The organism is uncultured Dokdonia sp. (genome assembly GCF_937910895.1).
Classification (GTDB): domain Bacteria; phylum Bacteroidota; class Bacteroidia; order Flavobacteriales; family Flavobacteriaceae; genus Dokdonia.
Genome location: NZ_CALEMI010000052.1, coordinates 34891 through 53504 on the forward strand (window position 1 = coordinate 34891; position 18614 = coordinate 53504).

18 protein-coding genes are annotated in these 18614 nt (G+C 36.3%); 16 read left to right on the forward strand and 2 right to left on the reverse strand.

The window, feature by feature from the left end:
* The first annotated feature begins 4 nt into the window (after nt 1-4).
* The 13 genes from Q0505_RS06630 to Q0505_RS06690 all read left to right on the forward strand — a co-directional run bounded on the left by Q0505_RS06630 (nt 5) and on the right by Q0505_RS06690 (nt 15408).
* Nucleotides 5-1129 (forward strand): citrate/2-methylcitrate synthase, encoded by a 1125-nt coding sequence (locus tag Q0505_RS06630; RefSeq protein WP_299210424.1) that lies wholly within the window; start codon nt 5-7, stop codon nt 1127-1129.
* 12 nt (nt 1130-1141) lie between these two features.
* Nucleotides 1142-1807, forward strand: a complete 666-nt coding sequence (locus Q0505_RS06635) for a class I SAM-dependent methyltransferase (RefSeq protein WP_299210426.1) — start codon at nt 1142-1144, stop codon at nt 1805-1807.
* 15 nt (nt 1808-1822) lie between these two features.
* Nucleotides 1823-5902 (forward strand): acyltransferase domain-containing protein, encoded by a 4080-nt coding sequence (locus Q0505_RS06640; RefSeq protein WP_299210428.1) that lies wholly within the window; start codon nt 1823-1825, stop codon nt 5900-5902.
* Nucleotides 5903-5913: 11 nt separating this feature from the next.
* Nucleotides 5914-6186, forward strand: coding sequence for a hypothetical protein (locus tag Q0505_RS06645; RefSeq protein WP_299210430.1), 273 nt, complete (start codon nt 5914-5916; stop codon nt 6184-6186).
* An 11-nt stretch (nt 6187-6197) separates the two neighbouring features.
* Nucleotides 6198-8132, forward strand: coding sequence for a ChbG/HpnK family deacetylase (locus tag Q0505_RS06650; protein ID WP_299210432.1), 1935 nt, complete (start codon nt 6198-6200; stop codon nt 8130-8132).
* A gap of 97 nt (nt 8133-8229) precedes the next feature.
* The gene (locus Q0505_RS06655) at nt 8230-9321 is read left to right on the forward strand and encodes a Gfo/Idh/MocA family oxidoreductase (RefSeq protein ID WP_299210434.1); all 1092 of its coding nucleotides are present in this window, start codon (nt 8230-8232) and stop codon (nt 9319-9321) included.
* Entirely contained in the window at nt 9308-10474 is a 1167-nt protein-coding gene (locus Q0505_RS06660) for a DegT/DnrJ/EryC1/StrS family aminotransferase (RefSeq protein ID WP_299210436.1), read from the forward strand. The genes Q0505_RS06655 and Q0505_RS06660 overlap by 14 nt, the downstream gene beginning before the upstream one ends.
* 329 nt (nt 10475-10803) lie before the next feature.
* Complete coding sequence (locus tag Q0505_RS06665; protein WP_299210438.1) at nt 10804-11436, forward strand: Crp/Fnr family transcriptional regulator; 633 nt, start codon at nt 10804-10806, stop codon at nt 11434-11436.
* Between the two features lie 60 nt (nt 11437-11496).
* The gene (locus Q0505_RS06670) at nt 11497-12297 is read left to right on the forward strand and encodes a sulfite exporter TauE/SafE family protein (RefSeq protein ID WP_299210440.1); all 801 of its coding nucleotides are present in this window, start codon (nt 11497-11499) and stop codon (nt 12295-12297) included.
* Nucleotides 12298-12378: 81 nt separating this feature from the next.
* Complete coding sequence (locus Q0505_RS06675; protein ID WP_299210442.1) at nt 12379-13791, forward strand: MBL fold metallo-hydrolase; 1413 nt, start codon at nt 12379-12381, stop codon at nt 13789-13791.
* A 12-nt stretch (nt 13792-13803) separates the two neighbouring features.
* Nucleotides 13804-14178 carry a rhodanese-like domain-containing protein gene (locus Q0505_RS06680; RefSeq protein ID WP_299210444.1) on the forward strand — a complete coding sequence of 125 codons (375 nt, stop codon included), beginning with the start codon at nt 13804-13806 and terminating at the stop codon, nt 14176-14178.
* A gap of 10 nt (nt 14179-14188) precedes the next feature.
* Entirely contained in the window at nt 14189-14770 is a 582-nt protein-coding gene (locus tag Q0505_RS06685; protein WP_299210445.1) for an SAM-dependent methyltransferase, read from the forward strand.
* A gap of 5 nt (nt 14771-14775) precedes the next feature.
* On the forward strand, nt 14776-15408 hold the full coding sequence (locus Q0505_RS06690) for a Crp/Fnr family transcriptional regulator (RefSeq protein WP_299210447.1): 633 nt from the start codon (nt 14776-14778) through the stop codon (nt 15406-15408).
* An 8-nt stretch (nt 15409-15416) separates the two neighbouring features.
* Here Q0505_RS06690 and Q0505_RS06695 read toward each other — a convergent pair whose 3' ends face one another.
* Entirely contained in the window at nt 15417-16295 is an 879-nt protein-coding gene (locus Q0505_RS06695; RefSeq protein ID WP_299210619.1) for a sterol desaturase family protein, read from the reverse strand.
* A gap of 11 nt (nt 16296-16306) precedes the next feature.
* Entirely contained in the window at nt 16307-16777 is a 471-nt protein-coding gene (locus Q0505_RS06700; RefSeq protein WP_299210449.1) for a hypothetical protein, read from the reverse strand.
* 307 nt (nt 16778-17084) lie between these two features.
* On the opposite strand from Q0505_RS06700, the gene Q0505_RS06705 reads away from it, so the two are divergent.
* From Q0505_RS06705 to Q0505_RS06715, 3 genes are all read left to right on the forward strand, one after another.
* Nucleotides 17085-17303 (forward strand): DUF2892 domain-containing protein, encoded by a 219-nt coding sequence (locus tag Q0505_RS06705; protein ID WP_299210451.1) that lies wholly within the window; start codon nt 17085-17087, stop codon nt 17301-17303.
* Between the two features lie 72 nt (nt 17304-17375).
* Complete coding sequence (locus tag Q0505_RS06710; protein WP_299210453.1) at nt 17376-17834, forward strand: methyltransferase; 459 nt, start codon at nt 17376-17378, stop codon at nt 17832-17834.
* 222 nt (nt 17835-18056) lie between these two features.
* On the forward strand, nt 18057-18614 hold the full coding sequence (locus Q0505_RS06715; protein WP_299210455.1) for a YeeE/YedE thiosulfate transporter family protein: 558 nt from the start codon (nt 18057-18059) through the stop codon (nt 18612-18614).

Consider the following 18614-nt stretch of genomic DNA (forward strand, 5'->3'; position numbering starts at 1 on the left):
TAAAATGATCTACCAAGGCACAAATATCGACGGACCTTCACTGACCCCTGAACAACTCAATATCAGAGGTAGGAACTTAGCGGACTTAATTAAGGATTGTTCTTATCTAGAAGCAGTTCATCATATCATCACGGGTAAAATTCCTTCAAAAGAGGAGCTTCAACAACTAGATCATTTTTGTAATCAATCGCTTTTTGCTGTTGCCAATAACGCACAGGCCATTTCTTTATTAAATGCACAAGCTGTACTATCCAGAGATACTGTAAAAACTAGTATACAAGGATTACTCATTGGTTTTGAAAAGGAATTTGAATTCCTTTTTTCTAGCACAAAAACAGCGTACGATAAAGACACTGCGTATGGGATTTTCTTAATGAGTGCCACGTCTTTATTTGCTTATATATCATTGCAGGAAACAGGAGCATCAACACCTGAAACAGATACGTCCATTATAGATATGGATCGTCCATTTATCGAAAATGTGTTTGTCTTATTCTTTGGAAGATCAAACGCTTCTAAAAATGAAATCATTCTTTTTGAAAGTCTTCTTGTTGCATGGCATGCTGGCTTTGGACACCTCACTCCTAGCGTGATGGGACCTCGGGTTGCCGCAGGTACTTTTGCTCCTATGAATTTGATTCTAATCACAGGCTATACTTGTTCTGGACCGTTTCATATTGGTGCTTCTCAGTTTGCGCTGGATTTTCTGCTAAAAATGAGTGCTAATGGGTATGAACATATTGAAGACACCATTCAAAAGCGATTAGATACTAATGAACGAATTCCTGGATTTGGGCATCCTTTATTTAAGAAAGATCCCCGAAATGAGGTCCTACAAGATATTTGGAATGCAACCACTACCGATAAAAAACATATTAACGCATACATTTCTATTTGTCAAAAAATTAAAATAGAAAAAGAGATACATCCTAATATTGACTTTATAACGGCAGGTATTCTTTGTGAATTGGGCGTATCACAACCTACCCTTGCGCCGAGTATTGCGCTTTTTTCAAGAACATCAGCGATACTAGCACATGCCAAAGAAAAAAAGGAGAAACCACCATTTGGTTCAAAAAGTACAGATGCCCGCAAACATTTAGACCAATTATCCATGGAATGGATTTAAACTATAACAGTTATGAAAGACATCAATCTTAAAAATATCATGCCTGCTACAGAATATGAAGCATACACCTCTAAGTATTTAAAACCTTGGGACGCGATGATTCTTAAAAGATGTGCTGAAGAAAACAACCAAAAATCGGCTCAAGGAACCTTACTGGATGTTGGAACAGGAACTGGTGTTCTCTTGGAAGAGCTACATAAAATACAGGGTTTTGAAAACTATAGACTCATAGGTATTGATTATTATCAAGATAATGTGATAGAAGCAACTGCTAAGTTCAAAGAACGCTCTCTAGACAACTACATAACCGTTGTACAAGGCGATGCGCATGCACTTGATTTTAGTGATGATACTTTTGATATGGTCATCAGTCGTGCTACCATTCATCATCTGGTAGATCCTGTAAAAGCATTGCAAGAAAAATATAGAGTTTTAAAACCCAATGGGGTCTGTCTCATTCACGATATGCGTCGTGATGTACCGATAGAAATTCTCGAAAAATTTAATGCCTTACGCGCAAAAGCAAATTATCCACCTACCAAAGTGCATGAAAAATATACCGTGTCAGAAATGAGAGCCTTTCTTGATCAAGCAGGACTTTCAGATTGCTCTTATGTATACGCAGAAGACAACGGGATGGCTGCATTAGGATATGAAGTTAAAATTTGGAAAAACTAATTTAGATACGATACATTGGAATCAAGAATAGATCATAACGCTACGCAAGTTCAACTCCCTATACATGGCTTATCGTATATAGGCAGTAAAGGTCATGGGATACAGGCTTTTTGGCAACATTCGCTTCAAGAGCAAACCCTAGTTCCTACTACAAAACAAACTATAGAAAACATATTTGATATTGCGATAAAAGACATTTATTTACAATGTCCTTCTATTTTCAAAACTGCATACGATCTTACAATACTTCTTCAAAAAGACACTTCAAATACTGATGTACCATCTGTAAAGAATACTGTTGAAAATTCTTCTTTATATACAGCAGCATGCACCCTGAAAATTGTGCAAATTTCAGAAGAAGATCAGCTTGTACAGCGGCTTGAAAAATCACAAAGTAATACACCAACTATTCTTGCTGTTTTACAAGAAAAAGAAGGACAAACAGAAGCTATATTCTTTGTTTTTAATGTGCCAGAAGTAGCGCCCAAAGCTATCATTACAGAAATTTCAGCAAATAGTTCTTTAGCTAATTGGTCTTTATCTTCACAAACTGCAAAATATATTGATGTTGTCCAACAAGATCAAATACATACCGAATTCTATCAAGAAACCGTTGCTACTAATAGCTTACACGATTTTAAACATTTCCATTGGAGTGTTGCGACATGGTCGTTGTTTGGTTCTTGTGAGTCTTTATTAAGAGCTGTTCTGGCTACCTATTCTGAAATTATCCCTCCATCTGAAATCGCTTCAGATGATACTGTAAAGCATTATAAAGAAGCATTTCCTTGGTTTCATAGTCTCCCACATAGCAAACGTAAAAGCATCAGTTGTTTTGCCAATCAAAACACTTTTCACACCATTACGGTAGAGGAAGCTACAGAAAAAAATGACAGTTACTTATTTCAACCAGACAAACCACAATTATTAGTATTCAGTGCTCCAAGTCAGCGAGCATTGCAAGGTGTTATACAAACGGCACTTGATCAACTTACAAATTTTGAAGAGGACGTGTATACGCTTTCGCGAAAGCTAAACAAACAACACCACCAATCATACCGACTGGCATGTAGTGTAGCTCCAGACACTATTGAAAAAAAACTACAGGATGCTATTTCTTTACTTGAGGAAGCACCCATGTCTAGTTCTACATCTAAAAAAGGAATTACGTATGGTATTTGTGAGACTGCACCTAAAATAGCGTTTACCTATCCTGGACAAGGATCTCAATACACCGGAATGTTACAGGATTTGGCATTACATTTTCCTGAAATGCGTTCTAGTATTTCTGATCTTGATCAGGCATTATACGGTATCAATAAACTTCCTAATAGTACCATTGTATATCCACCTGAAGGCAACTTGACTACACAAGAGAAAACGATGCTTCAGCAAGAGTTGTATAATATGGAAGGTGGGGCTACAAATATTGTTATTTCTAGTGTTGCCGTATTTGATTTACTTAAAAAATGTGGGGTCTTGCCAGAGGTACACTTAGGACACAGCCATGGAGAAAATACCGCTTTAAATACTGCTGGAATTCTCTCTAGTGATCGAAATGCTTTTTTTGAGTTGGTTACAGAAATCAGCAGACGTGGTTCTGACGGAATCGAAGAAGGACAGATTCCTGTGGGAAAATTTATATCTGTTGCCTTATTCCAACAGAATATAGATCACATTTTAGAAGCCTATAAGGATGACATTTATATAGCGATGGATAACTGTCCACATCAATTTGTGGTCTTTGGAAAAAATGAAATTATAAAGGAATTTCAAAAAGCGATTAGTGATTTGGGTGCCATCTGTATTTCGCTACCTTTTGACAGAGCGTATCATACGCCATTTTTTGAAAGAGAAATGCGTTTTATACAACCTATTTACGATAGCATTACATTATATCGTCCTACGGCAAAAGTTTTTAGCTGTATAGATCTTGACTATTTTTCCGAAGATCCTATTCAGATAAAATCTAAACTTGGAAAACAGTGGACAAACTGTGTACGTTTTAGAGAAGCCATTGATATTTTATATAAAGATGGCATTACTCGTTTTATAGAAGTAGGTCCTGGAAGTACACTTACTGGTTTTACTAACGATACCTTACACGGTAAAGATTTTAAAGCATTATCATGTGACGTCAAACAAAAAAGCAGTCTTAAACAGTTACAATTTATACTCGCAAAGCTTTTTGTAGATGGTGTTGCTATTCAAACGGATATTTTTCTTAAAAAAGAAGTTCCTGCTATTGAAGTGATTCATGAAAGAAAATCACATAAATTAAAATCTACTGAAACTTCCATTCAAGCAGAAACAACAACGCAAAAACAGATTGTAACGCGACATTTTGAATTGATGAATCAGTTTTTAAAACAACAAGAACAGATCTCTAAACAATTTTTTGAAGGGCAAATTTCAGTATCTCAAGAAACGAATACTACTCAGGAACTCCCGCCACTTTTAGATGGTATTGTTGAGGTCTCTACTACAGAAGTCGTTTTTGAAAAAACACTCCTTATTGATCAAGATATATTCCTAAAAGATCACACATTAGGACGATTTTCCGAAGGAGACAACACAGGATATCCATTACCCGTAATGCCTTTTGTAACCACGATGGAACTCATTGCCGAAGCCGCATCCTATTGGGCTACCGATAATTTGTTAGTGACCAAATTGAAAGACATCCGAGGTCATAAATGGATTGCATTAGACCAAGAATCATTGCGCCTATTAATTGTTGCCAAAAAAGAAAATAATCAAACCATAAAAATACAGGTCTTTACAGATCAAGTACATCCCACACATATTGTTGCAGAAGGTACTGCGATATTATCTGAGCATTATGCACTGCCTCCTGAATTACAAATCTCTGAGATGAAGTGTAAAGAAAACCCTATTTGGGATGCAAAAGACTTTAATGAAACCTGTCTTTTTCACGGTCCTTCTTTTACGAGTATGGAAAGCTTAATCGACGTAGGCGATACAGGAATTGTTTTAGAACTTAAAAACCCTTCTCAACAACAATTTTTGGCACATAAAGAAACGACTCATTTTAAAACACCTGGTGCTATTCTAGATGCTTCTGGTCAAATGGTTGCCTACTGGCTGGTTGAACAAGGTGAAACTCATTTTGGATCTTTCCCATTTTATGTAGCCTCTTTTGAACTTTACGACCATCCACGATTAGCGGAAGGTCAAAAGATTAAATGTGCTGCCAGCTTTGAAAAAAATAACGATATCCTTATAGGTGACTATCAGTTTTATGATCAAGACAAAGTGTTATTTAGTATTGAAGGACTCCATTCTAAATACTATGATTTCCCCAAGGAGTTTTTAAATTGTCTGTATTGGGAAGGCAGAGGCTCTTATCTATCACAACCACTGTCTATTGACACTAACCTTCCTGTTCAACTAAGACGTATTGCTGATATACCCAATGGCTTTTTGGATCAAGGAGGTGCCATCTGGCTAAGAGCCCTAGCCCATATAATGCTTTCTAAAGAGGAGAAAGATACTTGGTATGCACTTTCTGACAAAGGAACTCGCAGGAAAGAATGGCTCCTAGGAAGAGTTGTTGAAAAAGAAGCTGTTCGTTCGTATGCAGATCAATATTATAGTTTAATCTTATCTCCCAGAGACATAGAAGTTATACCCTCAGCATTAGGAAAACCTATGATAATATGTGACGCATTAGCAAAAAAGAATGCACTCCCTGATATTTCTATCTCACATTCTTTAACTACTGCCATTGCCGCAGTGGTGCCAAAAGGGATGACCGTAGGAATAGATCTTGAATTAATACATAAAAAAGAAGAAAGTTATAACGTAGGACTTGTTTTTGACCAAGAAGAAAAAGAGCTATTACAGGGACGCAGTTTACTTCCTTTCTTCTGTGCAAAAGAAGCCGCTGCCAAAAGTTTAGGAATTCCGTTTTTAGGAAGTTATACGGCTTGGAAAATAATAACAATTACCAATGATATTGTGACCATACAACATGAACACACACTTCTTGATGTCTATGTATACACAGACGCTACAGAAGTAACTGCTGTATGTGTGCATACACGTAAAGAGAAACAATTATTAAATCATTAAAATTCAAAATTATGAAACTCACAAAAGAAGAAACAGAAGGTAAAATCATTCACATCCTAGAAAACTTTGTGGAAGATTGGGATTTAGATGAAGAGATCAATAGAGATACAAAACTTAATGAAGATTTATGTTTTACTTCTGTAAACATGATTCATTTTATGGCAAACATTGATATGGAATTTCAGAAAAAATTCCCATTTGAGCAACTCATTATGAAGGAAGGTTCTTTCAAAAACGAACTTGAAGTAGATCAACTAGTGGATTATATATACCAAAATCAATAAGCTATCCATTTATGAAACATCTCGTTTTCTATAGTCATTATCATTATGGACTTGGGCATGTCTCACGTACCACAGCTATCATCAATGCTGTTCTTGAGCAAGATCCAAATGTAACCTGTACTTTACTTACAGACACTTTGCATAAAGTGGACTTCTATATCCATCCAGATATAGAAATTGTGGAGTTACCTAAAGTCCCTAGAAATTCAAAAGACTTTACGTTAATCAGAACAAAGATTTTAGAACGTACAGAAAAGATTATAGCCTATTTTAATACACATACAGTAGATGTTTTTTTATCGGATCATATTCCCTTTGGAGTGTATGGAGAATTAACAGATGTTTTTAAAAACATACTTCGTAAAAAACAACATACACAATGTGTTCTGGGAGTTCCATATCCACATACCAAAGGACTTATCCCTCGGAATCCATATTTGAGAGACTTATTACAAATATATCAACACGTATTATTGTATTCTGACCAAGATTGGTACCCTTTTAACATTGATTACTCTGGCGGTCATATCATAACAAAATACACAGGTATTGTGACCAGACCGACTACATTTCAGGTAAAAAGTGATGAAGAACGTGCATCATCGTCTCAAAAATGCATTGCTGTATCTGTAGGAAGTGGTGTGGTAGGACTCGAATTATTTAAAAAAATATTGGATGCCACGAGAGAATTCAGAGCACAAAACATCTTATTAAAATGGGTGATGGGACCGCTTGGAGATCAAAAAAAGTATGCAGAATTAAGTGAAGGAGAGCAGAATGTCTCATTACTGACCCATGCTAGTTTACAAGAACTCGTAGCAGATGCAGATGTTGTTATTGCAAGAGTAGGTTATAACTCAGCATTTACATTAGCAAAAACTAGACTCCCTATCATATTCATTCCGTATTTAAGCCAAGATACAGAGCAAGAAATAAGAGCGTATAAGTTATCTGAATCTATAAATAACATTTGGAGATTAAAAGAGACAAAACCTCATTTTAAAACAAAGCTTAAAGACCTTATTACAAAAGGACTCCAGACGCCATTAAGAACCGAAGAACTCTCATTTGACACAAACGGAGCAGTAGCTTCTGCTACTTACCTTTTACACCTCGCTTCTAAAAAGATAAAAGATCTCGACACCTTAAAATCAAAAAAAATACTCACGATCCATGCAGATGATCTAGGGCTTACAGATGGTGTGACCAAAGGAATTACTAACTCCATTACACAAGGAATTGTGACAGATACCGCCGCTATGGTTTGTATTGAAGGAGCAAAAGAGCACATCCTTAAAGTACAGCGTACATTAAAAAACAAAATAGGACTCCACTTACAACTTACTGGAGGCACTCCATGTTTAGATAGCGCACAAATATCTACCCTTGTCACAGAAGATGGCACATTCCCATCTAAGAGATTTCAACTCTCTACAAAACTAGATATCTCTCAAGTAGAAAAAGAATGGGAAGCGCAATTACAACGTCTACAAAGTTGGGGAATCCAGCCTGCTTATGTAGATAGTCATCACAATGTACACTTAAAGCCAAAACTACTGCCTTTGATAGCAAAATTTGCTAAAAAACATCAATTATACGTGAGATCTGGCGACTCGGTATTAATACATCACTATTTTAAAAGTCAAGGGGTTATATCACCTGCCTTTACGGTAAGAAAATTTTATGGTGATCAATTGAGCAAAGCCTCTTTACTTGAATTGATTGACAACGGATTTAAACAAATAAATAACGAAGGTATTCTCGAAATTGCCTGTCATCCAGGATATTCAGATACAGAATTAGAACAGATATCTGATCATAACATACATCGAGAAACCGAAATAAAGATCCTCACAGATAAAGAGCTTCCAGAACTCTTAGCAGAGAGAGGAATCTCGTTGATGTCAACACACGAGATTACGCAACAATTAGCAACACCTGTTTAAAAGGGAGTGATGCTATATACGCTTTCGCGAAAGCGTACACAGCATATATAAAAGCTGTATGGTCAATAGAAAATAAGAATTAAAAAAATAGAGTATCATGGAAATAATCAATCACGCAATCGTAGGTTGCGGAAGAATAGCACCAAACCACGTAGATGGTTTTACTCGCATAGACAATGTAAAAATAACTTATGCGGTAGATAAAGATATTGAAGTCGCCAAAGCATTTGCAGAACGTTTTGATATAGAAAATTACACGTCAGATTATCAAAAAGTACTGAGCGATCCTTCTGTGCATAGTATCTCTCTAAATGTTCCTCATGATCTTCATGGAGTTATGGCACAGCAAGCCGCTGAAGCAAATAAACACGTTTTGTTAGAAAAACCCTTTGTCATTGACCCAAAAGAAGGAGAAAAGCTCGTACAAACGGCCAGAGAGCGTGGCGTTACTGTGATGCCTATCGTACAGCATCATTATGACTTGCTACTAATCAAGATCAAAGAAATGATAGATTCAGGAGCAATGGGAACGATTAGTATGCTGCGAGGACATCTAGAATGTAATCGTCCGCCATCCTACTATTCTGAAAGCGAATGGCGCGGGAGCTTACAACGAGAAGGAGGATCTGTGCTGATTAATCAGGCATATCATATTTTAGACTTAATGGTATGGCTATCTGGTCCTGTACAAAATGTAACAGCACATCAACACACCACAAACCGTGAAGTGATGGAAACCGAAGATGTATTTACAGCGTCACTGAAATTTAAAAATCGTGCCCTAGCATCACTAAGCGTATGTGGCGCAGGAGGTTCTTCTTGGAGAAATATGATCGAAATCATAAGTGATCAGGGCGTTATTGGTTTTGACATCTCTCACCCCAATCAATTACTTCGTTTTGAGTTGAAATCAAAAAGAGAAATGAAACTCTGGAGAAAACAGTTTGCAGAAATTATAGAAGCGGTACAACCATCATCTGCAGGGACAGATTATTATGGGATCTCACACAGACCGCAAACAAAAGCATTTATAGACGCCATACGAGGCACTATAGACGTTAAAGAAGATCAACAACACGCTTTACATATTGTACATACCATAGATGCTTTATACACGTCTTCCAGACAACAAAAAAATAGGGACGTACAAGAAATAACTATTAATTCTGAGAGCTATGCAACTACATAATAACTGGCAAGGCCACTACACAGAAATCCAAGAAGAAGACAAACTATCTGTGCTAAAAACGATAGACGAGAACCAATTATCTATTGTCTCTGGCGGGCTTATGGCACGTTTTGAAAAACGATTTGCCAAGTTTGCAGCAACTAACTATGGTGTTGCTTTTAACAGCGGAACTTCCTCTATACTAGCAGCACTATGGGCAATAGGCGTCCGTCAAGGAGATGAGGTGATTGTTTGTTCTTATGGTTTTGAAGGCACGATTGCTCCTATGCTTACCTTAGGAGCTACTATTGTTCCTTGTGATATGAACGCGGACACCTTTACCATAGATCCAGAGAGTATCAAAAATGCAATTACAGAAAAGACCAAAGCTATTTTTGTGCATAATCCTTGGGGAGTTCCTGCCGACTATGATGCCATTAAGGAAGTAACTGCACTTCCTCTGATCGCCGATGCTGCGCATGCACACGGAGCAACTTATAAGGGCGAACCTCTTGCAAAAGCTGTTGCTATTGCCTGTTATTCATTAGGGTTAAACAAACTTATTACAGGAGGAGAATTAGGATGCGCCGTCACAGATAGCCTTGAGTTACGAGATGCTATGATATTGTATGGACACATCAATCGCGCTCCTATGGATCTTAAAACAAATGAATGGACTGGAAATGCGGTAGGATTAAAACTACGTCCGCATCCTTTTGCGATGGCATTAGCAATGCCACAAATAAAAAGATATGATGAGAAGAAAATACTGCTTGTTGAGACCTGTCAAGCGATAGAAACTATTTTTGAAAAACACGGGTTTATAGCACAAGCCGTTCCAGAAAATTCAACACGAGTATATTGGCGTATTGTTTTAAAAATAGAAGAGACGGTATTTAAAGGTGTCACTACAGATAGTATAGAATCATTCTTAAAAGAACACGGGATTCCAGTAGAAAAAAATCACTATTGGCCATTACTAGCCGATCGTAAAATATTTGATTGGGAAGATAATCAATCCCTTGTCAGAAAAACTAATACCCCAACAGCAACAGCAGTTGTCCCTCGTACCATTACTCTTCCTGCTCCTGTAGTACTCCCTTCTGAGGAATTACAACGTATAGAAAATATCCTTTCTAAAATACATACCCTTACAGAAAATATCGCTGTATAAATTGAAATTGCATCTAGTCAACAATTAGATGCAATTTCTAAATTTCTTTTCTTTTTTTGATATGTAACTATTGTTACTGTATAGAAACATGAGTCATTTTACTTTTGTTGAAATACATCTAAATATGCTAAGAAGAGGGATGAAAACATATAGTATTCCTAATACAAACTATTCTCTAGGTCACGCAGTGAAATCTCATAGAAGGTCCTTCTATCAGTTCAATCTATTGGACATGGCATCTGAAAATTATGAGAAATGTGAGATTCAACGCCCTCTATTTTTTACTTACAAAGAGTGCAATCCATCTATAAACATTGTAAATTCACAAGATGATTCAAGAATTAAAAAATAGTTACGGACATCTTTTTGAAGATGCGCTACTTGAAGAAATAAGTCGTGTCGGAACGTTTAAGGAAATTCCTGAAGGTTTTAAGATGATAGAAATTGGTCAGTATGTAAAATCAATGCCTTTACTGATAAGTGGTGCTATCAAGATTTTAAGAGACGATGCCGATGGAGATGAGTTGTTGTTATACTTCCTAGAAAAAGGAGATACGTGTGCCATGACACTAGGATGCTGTCTTGGAGAAACAAAAAGTGAGATACGCGCTATTGCAGAGACAGACGCAAAACTCATCATGATTCCTATAGAAAAGATGGAAACTTGGACGGTCACCTATAAAAGCTGGAGAAACTATGTTTTTAAGAGTTATCATACCCGTCTTATGGAAATGTTAGAAACCATAGATAGTATTGCTTTCTTAAAGATGGACGAACGTTTACTTAAATATCTTAAGGACAAATCAAAAGTAAACGATACCCATATCATTCAGAGTACACATCAGGAGATTGCCTATGAGTTACACACCTCCAGAGTGGTTGTGTCTCGACTTTTAAAAAATCTAGAAAATCAAGGCAAGATAGAATTACACAGAAATAGTATTCACATAAAGTCACTTTAGCCCATCTCAAATACCGATGAATATACTTACTTTTATAACAAACCCTTCTACTAATTAGTCATGGATATTACCCAAATTTTAGGTTACGTTGGTGCTTTATGTATTGGTATTGTCTTAGGACTTATAGGTGGTGGGGGTTCTATACTAACTGTTCCTATTTTAGTATATCTTCTATACCTCAATCCAGTGACGGCTACTGCATATTCTCTTTTTGTGGTTGGCGCATCTGCTCTTGTTGGTGCTATACAGAATATCAGAAAAGGGCTTGTCGATTTTAGAACAGCTATAGTCTTTGCTATCCCTGCATTGATCGCTGTGTATTCGACAAGAAAATTTATTGTACCCAATATTCCAGACAAACTGTTCTCTATAGGAGATTTTATAGTGACAAAGGACATAGGGATTATGGTCTTTTTTGCCATCATTATGTTATTGGCTTCTATCTCTATGATACGTGATAAAAGTAAAGATGAAGACAAAGAAACTACTGTAAAGTACAATTACCCAATTATCCTTATAGAAGGTATTGTCGTTGGCTTTTTAACGGGTATTGTAGGTGCAGGAGGCGGTTTCCTTATTATTCCTGCCTTAGTCTTACTGGCAAAGCTTCCTATGAAAAAAGCAGTTGCCACCTCATTATTAATTATTGCTATAAAATCATTAATAGGTTTTATAGGTGATGTTGAAAATTTAACCATAGATTGGACATTTCTTTTGACGTTTACAGGCCTCTCTATTGTAGGGATCTTTATTGGGATCTGGTTGACCAACTTTATTGACGGGAAGAAATTAAAAAAAGGCTTTGGTTGGTTTGTACTCGTGATGGGAGTCTATATCATTATTAAGGAGTTTACTAAATAACTATGTAACTTATGTTACTGCTTACTAGATAGAAGCATACTAATTTAGCTTTCGCGAAAGCGTAATTAAAAAATTTATATTATGAAAATTGAACAAATTTATACAGGATGCCTAGCACAAGGCGCATATTATATTGAAAGTAAAGGAGAAGTAGCCATTATAGATCCTTTGCGAGAAACACAACCTTATTTAGACAAAGCAAAGCAAGCAAATGCAAAGATCAAATATATTTTTGAAACCCACTTTCACGCCGATTTTGTAAGTGGTCATATTACCTTGTCTAAGCAAACGGGTGCTCCCATTATTTACGGTCCTAATGCCAATCCAACTTTTGATGCCATCATCGCGACAGATGGGCAAGAATTTAAGCTTGGTGATATCACATTGGTCGCTATTCACACCCCAGGACACACCATGGAAAGTACTACCTATCTTTTAAAAGATGCTACAGGAAAAGACCACGCGATTTTTAGTGGTGACACCTTATTTTTAGGAGATGTGGGTCGTCCTGATCTAGCACAAAAAGCAGCTTCGATGACTCAAGAGCAATTGGCAGAAACACTATATGATAGTTTACGTAATAAAATAATGCCACTTGCAGATGATGTGATTGTATACCCAGCACATGGAGCAGGTTCTGCTTGTGGAAAGAACCTGAGCAAAGAAACTGTAGGAACTATAGGAGGTCAAAAACAAAATAATTATGCGCTGAGAGCAGATATGACAAAAGCCGAGTTTGTCAAAGAAGTTACCGATGGCTTGCTACCTCCTCCTCAATATTTCCCACTGAATGTGAAGATGAATAAAGAAGGGTATGAAGATATAGACACGGTCATTAAAAGAGGATCTCATGCACTAACACCAAAAGAATTTGAAATCGCTGCCAATGAAACGGGAGCCATTGTACTAGATGTACGTCATCAAGATGAGTTTGCGGCAGGGCATATCCCACGTTCTATTTTTATAGGCTTGGATGGAGGTTTTGCTCCTTGGGTGGGTGCTTTAATAGGAGATGTAGCCCAGCCTATACTATTAATCACTCCTGAAGGGCGTGAAGAGGAAACAATCACTAGATTATCAAGGGTAGGATTTGATCGTACTATAGGATATTTAAAAGGAGGTTTTGACGCTTGGAAAAAGGCTGCGATGGAGTACGACACCGTCACTTCTATCCCTGCGACTGAATTTAAAACCATTCTCGAAGAAAAAGAAGTACCCGTTTACGACGTACGTAAGGAAGGAGAATACACATCAGAGCATATTGAAAATGCACATCACACGCCTTTGAGTTCTTTAAATGATTACCTAGATACCTATCCTAGTGATGCTAACTTTTATGTCCATTGCGCAGGAGGATACCGAAGTATGATTGCCACATCTATATTAAAAAGCAGAGGTATTCATAATATTGTAGATATTGCTGGAGGATTTAAAGCCATTAAAGAAGCTCAAATTCCAGTAACAAATTATGTGTGTCCTACGACTTTAAAGTAATGTTTTAAATACATGAAAAATATATTTTTTGTACTATTATTGATAGTCTCCATCTCTTGCCATGGTCAGGAAAGCATAGGCGTATATGCAATTGACCTCCAAACACTAAAAGCAGAAGTGATTGGTAAAGATGTTCAGCTAGTAGATGTACGATCTGAAAAGGAATATAGTCAAGGTCATATAGACGATGCAATCAATATCAATATTGCCGATAAAGAAAATTTTAAAACCGAAATTCAAAAATTAGATAAAACAAAACCTATCTATATGTATTGCCACGCTGGCGTACGAAGTCGGCGAGCTAGTCAACTCATCACCGAATTAGGATTTACACGTGTTTATGATTTTACTGGTGGTTGGAGCGCTTGGAGGCAGCAACAAGAGTGAGCTATAGTATATGGAGTTTAATAGTGATTATTGGGAAAACAGATATCTAGAAGAGACTACGCGTTGGGATTTAGGAACCGTTTCTCCTCCCATAAAAGAATATATAGATCAGCTAGAAAATAAAGAGTTAAGAATAGCCATTCCAGGAGGTGGCAATTCTTATGAAGCAGAGTACCTATTTAAAAATGATTTTACAAACGTATCTGTCATCGATATAGCAGCTTCACCTCTTGAAAATATTCAACATAGAATTCCCGGTTTCCCAAAAGACCGACTCATCCAAGAAGATTTTTTTAATCTAGATATGACGTTTGATCTTGTAATAGAACAAACATTCTTTTGCGCCCTCCATCCTAATCTAAGGTCCGCTTACGCGAAAAAAATACATAGTCTACTAGCTACCGAAGGAAAGATCGTAGGGCTATTATTTGATGCGCCTTTATATGAAGATCACCCTCCTTTTGGTGGAAATAAAAAAGAATATCAAAAACTATTTACGCCTTATTTTGATATCGAGATTATGGAAACCGCTACCAACTCGATAGAAAGTAGAGCAGGAAGGGAATTATTTATAAAAATGCTTAAAAAATAGAGAGTTTGATTTCAGAATCTTTAGATACCTACTTCCCTAAATTGGCGATGATGCCAGAACTTAAGAAAGACATCATGACGATAAGTAAGATGATCAAGATAGAGGCGGGAACGGTTATCCTAAAGCAGGGAGCTTATATAAAAATCATTCCGTTACTTATTTCAGGGCTTGCCAAAGTGTTTAAAGAAGATGAAGATGGTCACGAAGTGCTTGTGTATTATATCAAACCTGGAGAAAGCTGTGTCATGTCGGTTACTACTCTAGTTCATCATGGAGTAAGCCAAGTAAAAGCGGTTATAGAAGAAGATGCAGAAGTTGTGGTGATCCCAGCAGATAAGGCAATGATGATTGCCAAGAAATATCCACAGTGGAATGAGTTTATGTATGATCTTTTTAATATAAAGTTTGAAGAACTACTTACGGTTATTAAGATTCTTACATTTTCTAATAAAGACATACGGTTATTGGAATATCTAAAAAAGGAAGCTATTCTCAAAAAGAGTTCTATACTACATACGACTCATCAACAAATAGCCTACGAATTAGGGTCTTCTAGAGAAGTGATCTCTAGATTACTTAAAAAACTAGAGAGTGAAGGTGCTATTGCTTTACAACAGGGTAGTATTCAAGTTTTGTAAAACGAATATTACTCATTATCCTTTTTAGTGAAACCATAAGTGTTTTGTCCTACAAAATCTTTTGGAAATGTGTCATCTCCTTTAAAACCTAACGTAATACGTCCACTATCTTCAGGGATGTAATTTGTTTTAAAAAGATAATCCCAAACACTTAAACTAATTCCAAAATTAACGCCATATTTTCCTTCTGGTAGATCATAAGCATGATGATACAAATGCATTACGGGGTTGTTGATAATATATTTTAATGGACCCCAAGTAAGTTTAATATTTGAATGGTTAAAATGCCCAATAACAATAGCTATAAAATGAACAATATAGGCTTGTTCTGGTTCAAAGCCTCCTAAAATCATAACTCCAAATGTCTTTAGAGGTTTATAAAGTACATTTTCCATCCAGTGATATCTTAAATGCGCGGCAAACCCCATTTCCTTGACACTATGATGCACTTTATGAAATCTCCAGAGTAATGGATACTTATGAAGCAAGGTGTGTGTAAACCATTGTACAAAATCCAGTACAATAAAAAACACTAAGAGTTGTACCCACAATGGCCATGCTGACGAATCTACAATAGCAAGACTCTCTGTTGTAATAGAAATATCACTAAAGATCACTTCTAATACTTTATAAAAGCCGCTAATTACAATAGAAAAAACAAAAAAATTAAAGAACATATAAAAACCGTCTAACCAAAAGTCTTTTCTAAAAATGGCCTGCTCTTTTCTCCAAGGAAATATAATTTCTAGCCCCCATATTACTAAAGAGATGAGGATGAGTCCGTAAAAATAATTGGTATACCACGGTACTTCAAACAACATAGACTCCCAAGTCCATCGTAGGGTTCCTAAAAAAGCGTCTTTAAATGCATCTATATACTTCATCATCATCAATCCTTTTAAAAAGTACATCCATTAGGAAGTGGTGCTTGATCTACTAATTCATTTGCAAAACCTTCTGGAATTGTATACTCAGAAAATCCATTAGCTACAGAACCTCTATATCCTTTTGTGCTATATCCTGTCGTATTCATATGAACTCTAATGATCACTTCTTGGGTTGGGACTAGGGTAACACTCCCAGATCGCACAAAAGGTTGTTCATTTACGTGACTATGTGCTAAAATTCTTCTATAGATAAGGAATCCATCTTCAGAAACGATTTCCCACCAGTTTGCATATTGATCACATCCTTTATCAGGACTTGAAATACCTACATTAAATACATAAGCATCTCCTGACTGAGATGCAGTCACACTCACCACCGATGCTGGATCTTCTGCCACTGTCACTTCTGAAACCGTAGTGGTTTCATCTTGATGACAAGCACCTAAATAGAACAGAGAAATTATAAATACGATTATTTTCATTTTTCTTAGCACGTAATTTTAATTCAAAAATACTCATTAGTCATCAAGTTCTATGTAACAAAAGTCACCTTGATGGGTTATTACCTGCGGAATAGTCGAAAAAGCAGCCGCTACATTTCTTAATTTTTATGCAACTGTGACTTATGTCACAAAAATTGATGATGCTCCTTACTACATTTGTTCTTACTACGATATTAATATCATGAAAAAAAGCATAAAACTGCTACTAGTCTGTATTATATGCATAGGCATATTTACAGTAGCGTATTTTGTATTAGAAAACATATAATCAATAAACACACATATTATGAAAAAAAACATGGGTACTATAGACCGCACCATACGAATCATAGTTGCGGTTGTAATCGGAGTCTTATACTGGCAAAATATCATAAATGGTACACTAGCCTACATACTCCTGGCTGCTGCCGCTATATTTCTTCTTACAAGTTTTATTAGTTTTTGTCCGCTATATGCAATGGTTGGTTTAAAAACGAATAAAGAAGCTTCAAAAGACAAAGCTTAGGATGCATCCATCCATCTGGTATTATAAAAGTTCGTACTCTGTATAAACGAGCTTTTATAGTACCTTGTTATCATGAAACTACAAACAGCCGATCGTATTTTTGTCCTGATTCAATGTATATTGTTTTTTCTGTATATTCTTGAAATACCACGGCTACAGTTTACAATTCCAAATGGAATCGCTATAGCTGGGATTCTTATAGCGATCATAGGTTTTGCTACAATACTTATTACTTTACTACAACTCAATAAAAATCTTTCGCCTTTCCCAACTCCTAAATTGGGATCACAACTTATTCAAAACGGACTTTACACATACATAAGACATCCTATCTATACAGGTATTTTACTACTCTTTTTAGGCTACGGTCTTTATGTGGCATCTGGCTACAAACTATTGATTACCCTACTTCTAGTTGTCCTATTTACATACAAGTCACGTTATGAAGAAAAGAGATTAGCCCTTGTTTTTAAAGACTATTCAAATTATAAAAAAAAGACAGGTCGTTTTTTGCCAAAAATAAACGTTTGATTTTTAGTTGGTGATCATACTTCAAGGTGGCTTTCATTTTTTATACGCTTTCGCGAAAGCATAACCCATATACTTCAAAATACTATTTCCTCCTATTTCTTTTTAAGCTTTTACCATTCATTGCTCTAAGCAATAAAAATTCTAATACAGAATTAAGATATGTAACTTAGGTTACCAACTACCTGCTTTAAAATGTGTTCTTTTGCCAAAAATACTTTGTATATGAACTGGATATATGATCCTTGGCCCTGGTATATAGGTGGCCCCATGATTGCTTTGATTCTATTTTTACTACTTATGGTAGGGAAAAACTTTGGAATGTCATCAAATTTAAGAACGCTATGTACTTTATGTGGTGCCGGAAATGCGACATCCTTTTTTAAATTTGATTGGAGAGCACAACGATGGAATCTTATCGTAGTGATAGGAGCTATTATAGGAGGATATATAGGGGCTCATGTGCTATCAAAAACTGAAACAGTTGTTATTGATACAGACACCGTTAACGAACTTCAAGCAATGGGATTTCAGAGTGCTGGTAATGCGTATCTCCCGACAGAAATATTTGGGAATTCAGTATTTACAGATCCCAAAGCACTTCTTTTACTTGCTATAGGAGGGTTACTTGTAGGATTTGGAGCTAGATATGCGGGAGGATGTACTTCTGGGCATGCCATCTCTGGATTGAGTAATTTACAGCTCCCTTCTTTAATTGCTGTGATAGGATTCTTTATGGGAGGCCTTGTCATGATTCATCTTATTTTCCCTTTATTATTTTAA

Excerpts from the sequence above, each read along its gene's own strand:
- Q0505_RS06680 (WP_299210444.1), top strand. The coding sequence starts at position 13,804 with ATGAAAAATATATTTTTTGTACTATTATTGATAGTCTCCATCTCTTGC.
- Q0505_RS06650 (WP_299210432.1), top strand. The coding sequence starts at position 6,198 with ATGAAACATCTCGTTTTCTATAGTCATTATCATTATGGACTTGGGCAT.
- Q0505_RS06655 (WP_299210434.1), top strand. The coding sequence starts at position 8,230 with ATGGAAATAATCAATCACGCAATCGTAGGTTGCGGAAGAATAGCACCA.
- Q0505_RS06705 (WP_299210451.1), top strand. The coding sequence starts at position 17,085 with ATGAAAAAAAACATGGGTACTATAGACCGCACCATACGAATCATAGTT.
- Q0505_RS06645 (WP_299210430.1), top strand. The coding sequence starts at position 5,914 with ATGAAACTCACAAAAGAAGAAACAGAAGGTAAAATCATTCACATCCTA.
- Q0505_RS06670 (WP_299210440.1), top strand. The coding sequence starts at position 11,497 with ATGGATATTACCCAAATTTTAGGTTACGTTGGTGCTTTATGTATTGGT.
- Q0505_RS06700 (WP_299210449.1), bottom strand. The coding sequence starts at position 16,777 with ATGAAAATAATCGTATTTATAATTTCTCTGTTCTATTTAGGTGCTTGT.
- Q0505_RS06710 (WP_299210453.1), top strand. The coding sequence starts at position 17,376 with ATGAAACTACAAACAGCCGATCGTATTTTTGTCCTGATTCAATGTATA.
- Q0505_RS06675 (WP_299210442.1), top strand. The coding sequence starts at position 12,379 with ATGAAAATTGAACAAATTTATACAGGATGCCTAGCACAAGGCGCATAT.
- Q0505_RS06685 (WP_299210445.1), top strand. The coding sequence starts at position 14,189 with ATGGAGTTTAATAGTGATTATTGGGAAAACAGATATCTAGAAGAGACT.
- Q0505_RS06665 (WP_299210438.1), top strand. The coding sequence starts at position 10,804 with ATGATTCAAGAATTAAAAAATAGTTACGGACATCTTTTTGAAGATGCG.
- Q0505_RS06660 (WP_299210436.1), top strand. The coding sequence starts at position 9,308 with ATGCAACTACATAATAACTGGCAAGGCCACTACACAGAAATCCAAGAA.
- Q0505_RS06715 (WP_299210455.1), top strand. The coding sequence starts at position 18,057 with ATGAACTGGATATATGATCCTTGGCCCTGGTATATAGGTGGCCCCATG.
- Q0505_RS06630 (WP_299210424.1), top strand. The coding sequence starts at position 5 with ATGATCTACCAAGGCACAAATATCGACGGACCTTCACTGACCCCTGAA.
- Q0505_RS06635 (WP_299210426.1), top strand. The coding sequence starts at position 1,142 with ATGAAAGACATCAATCTTAAAAATATCATGCCTGCTACAGAATATGAA.
- Q0505_RS06695 (WP_299210619.1), bottom strand. The coding sequence starts at position 16,295 with ATGATGAAGTATATAGATGCATTTAAAGACGCTTTTTTAGGAACCCTA.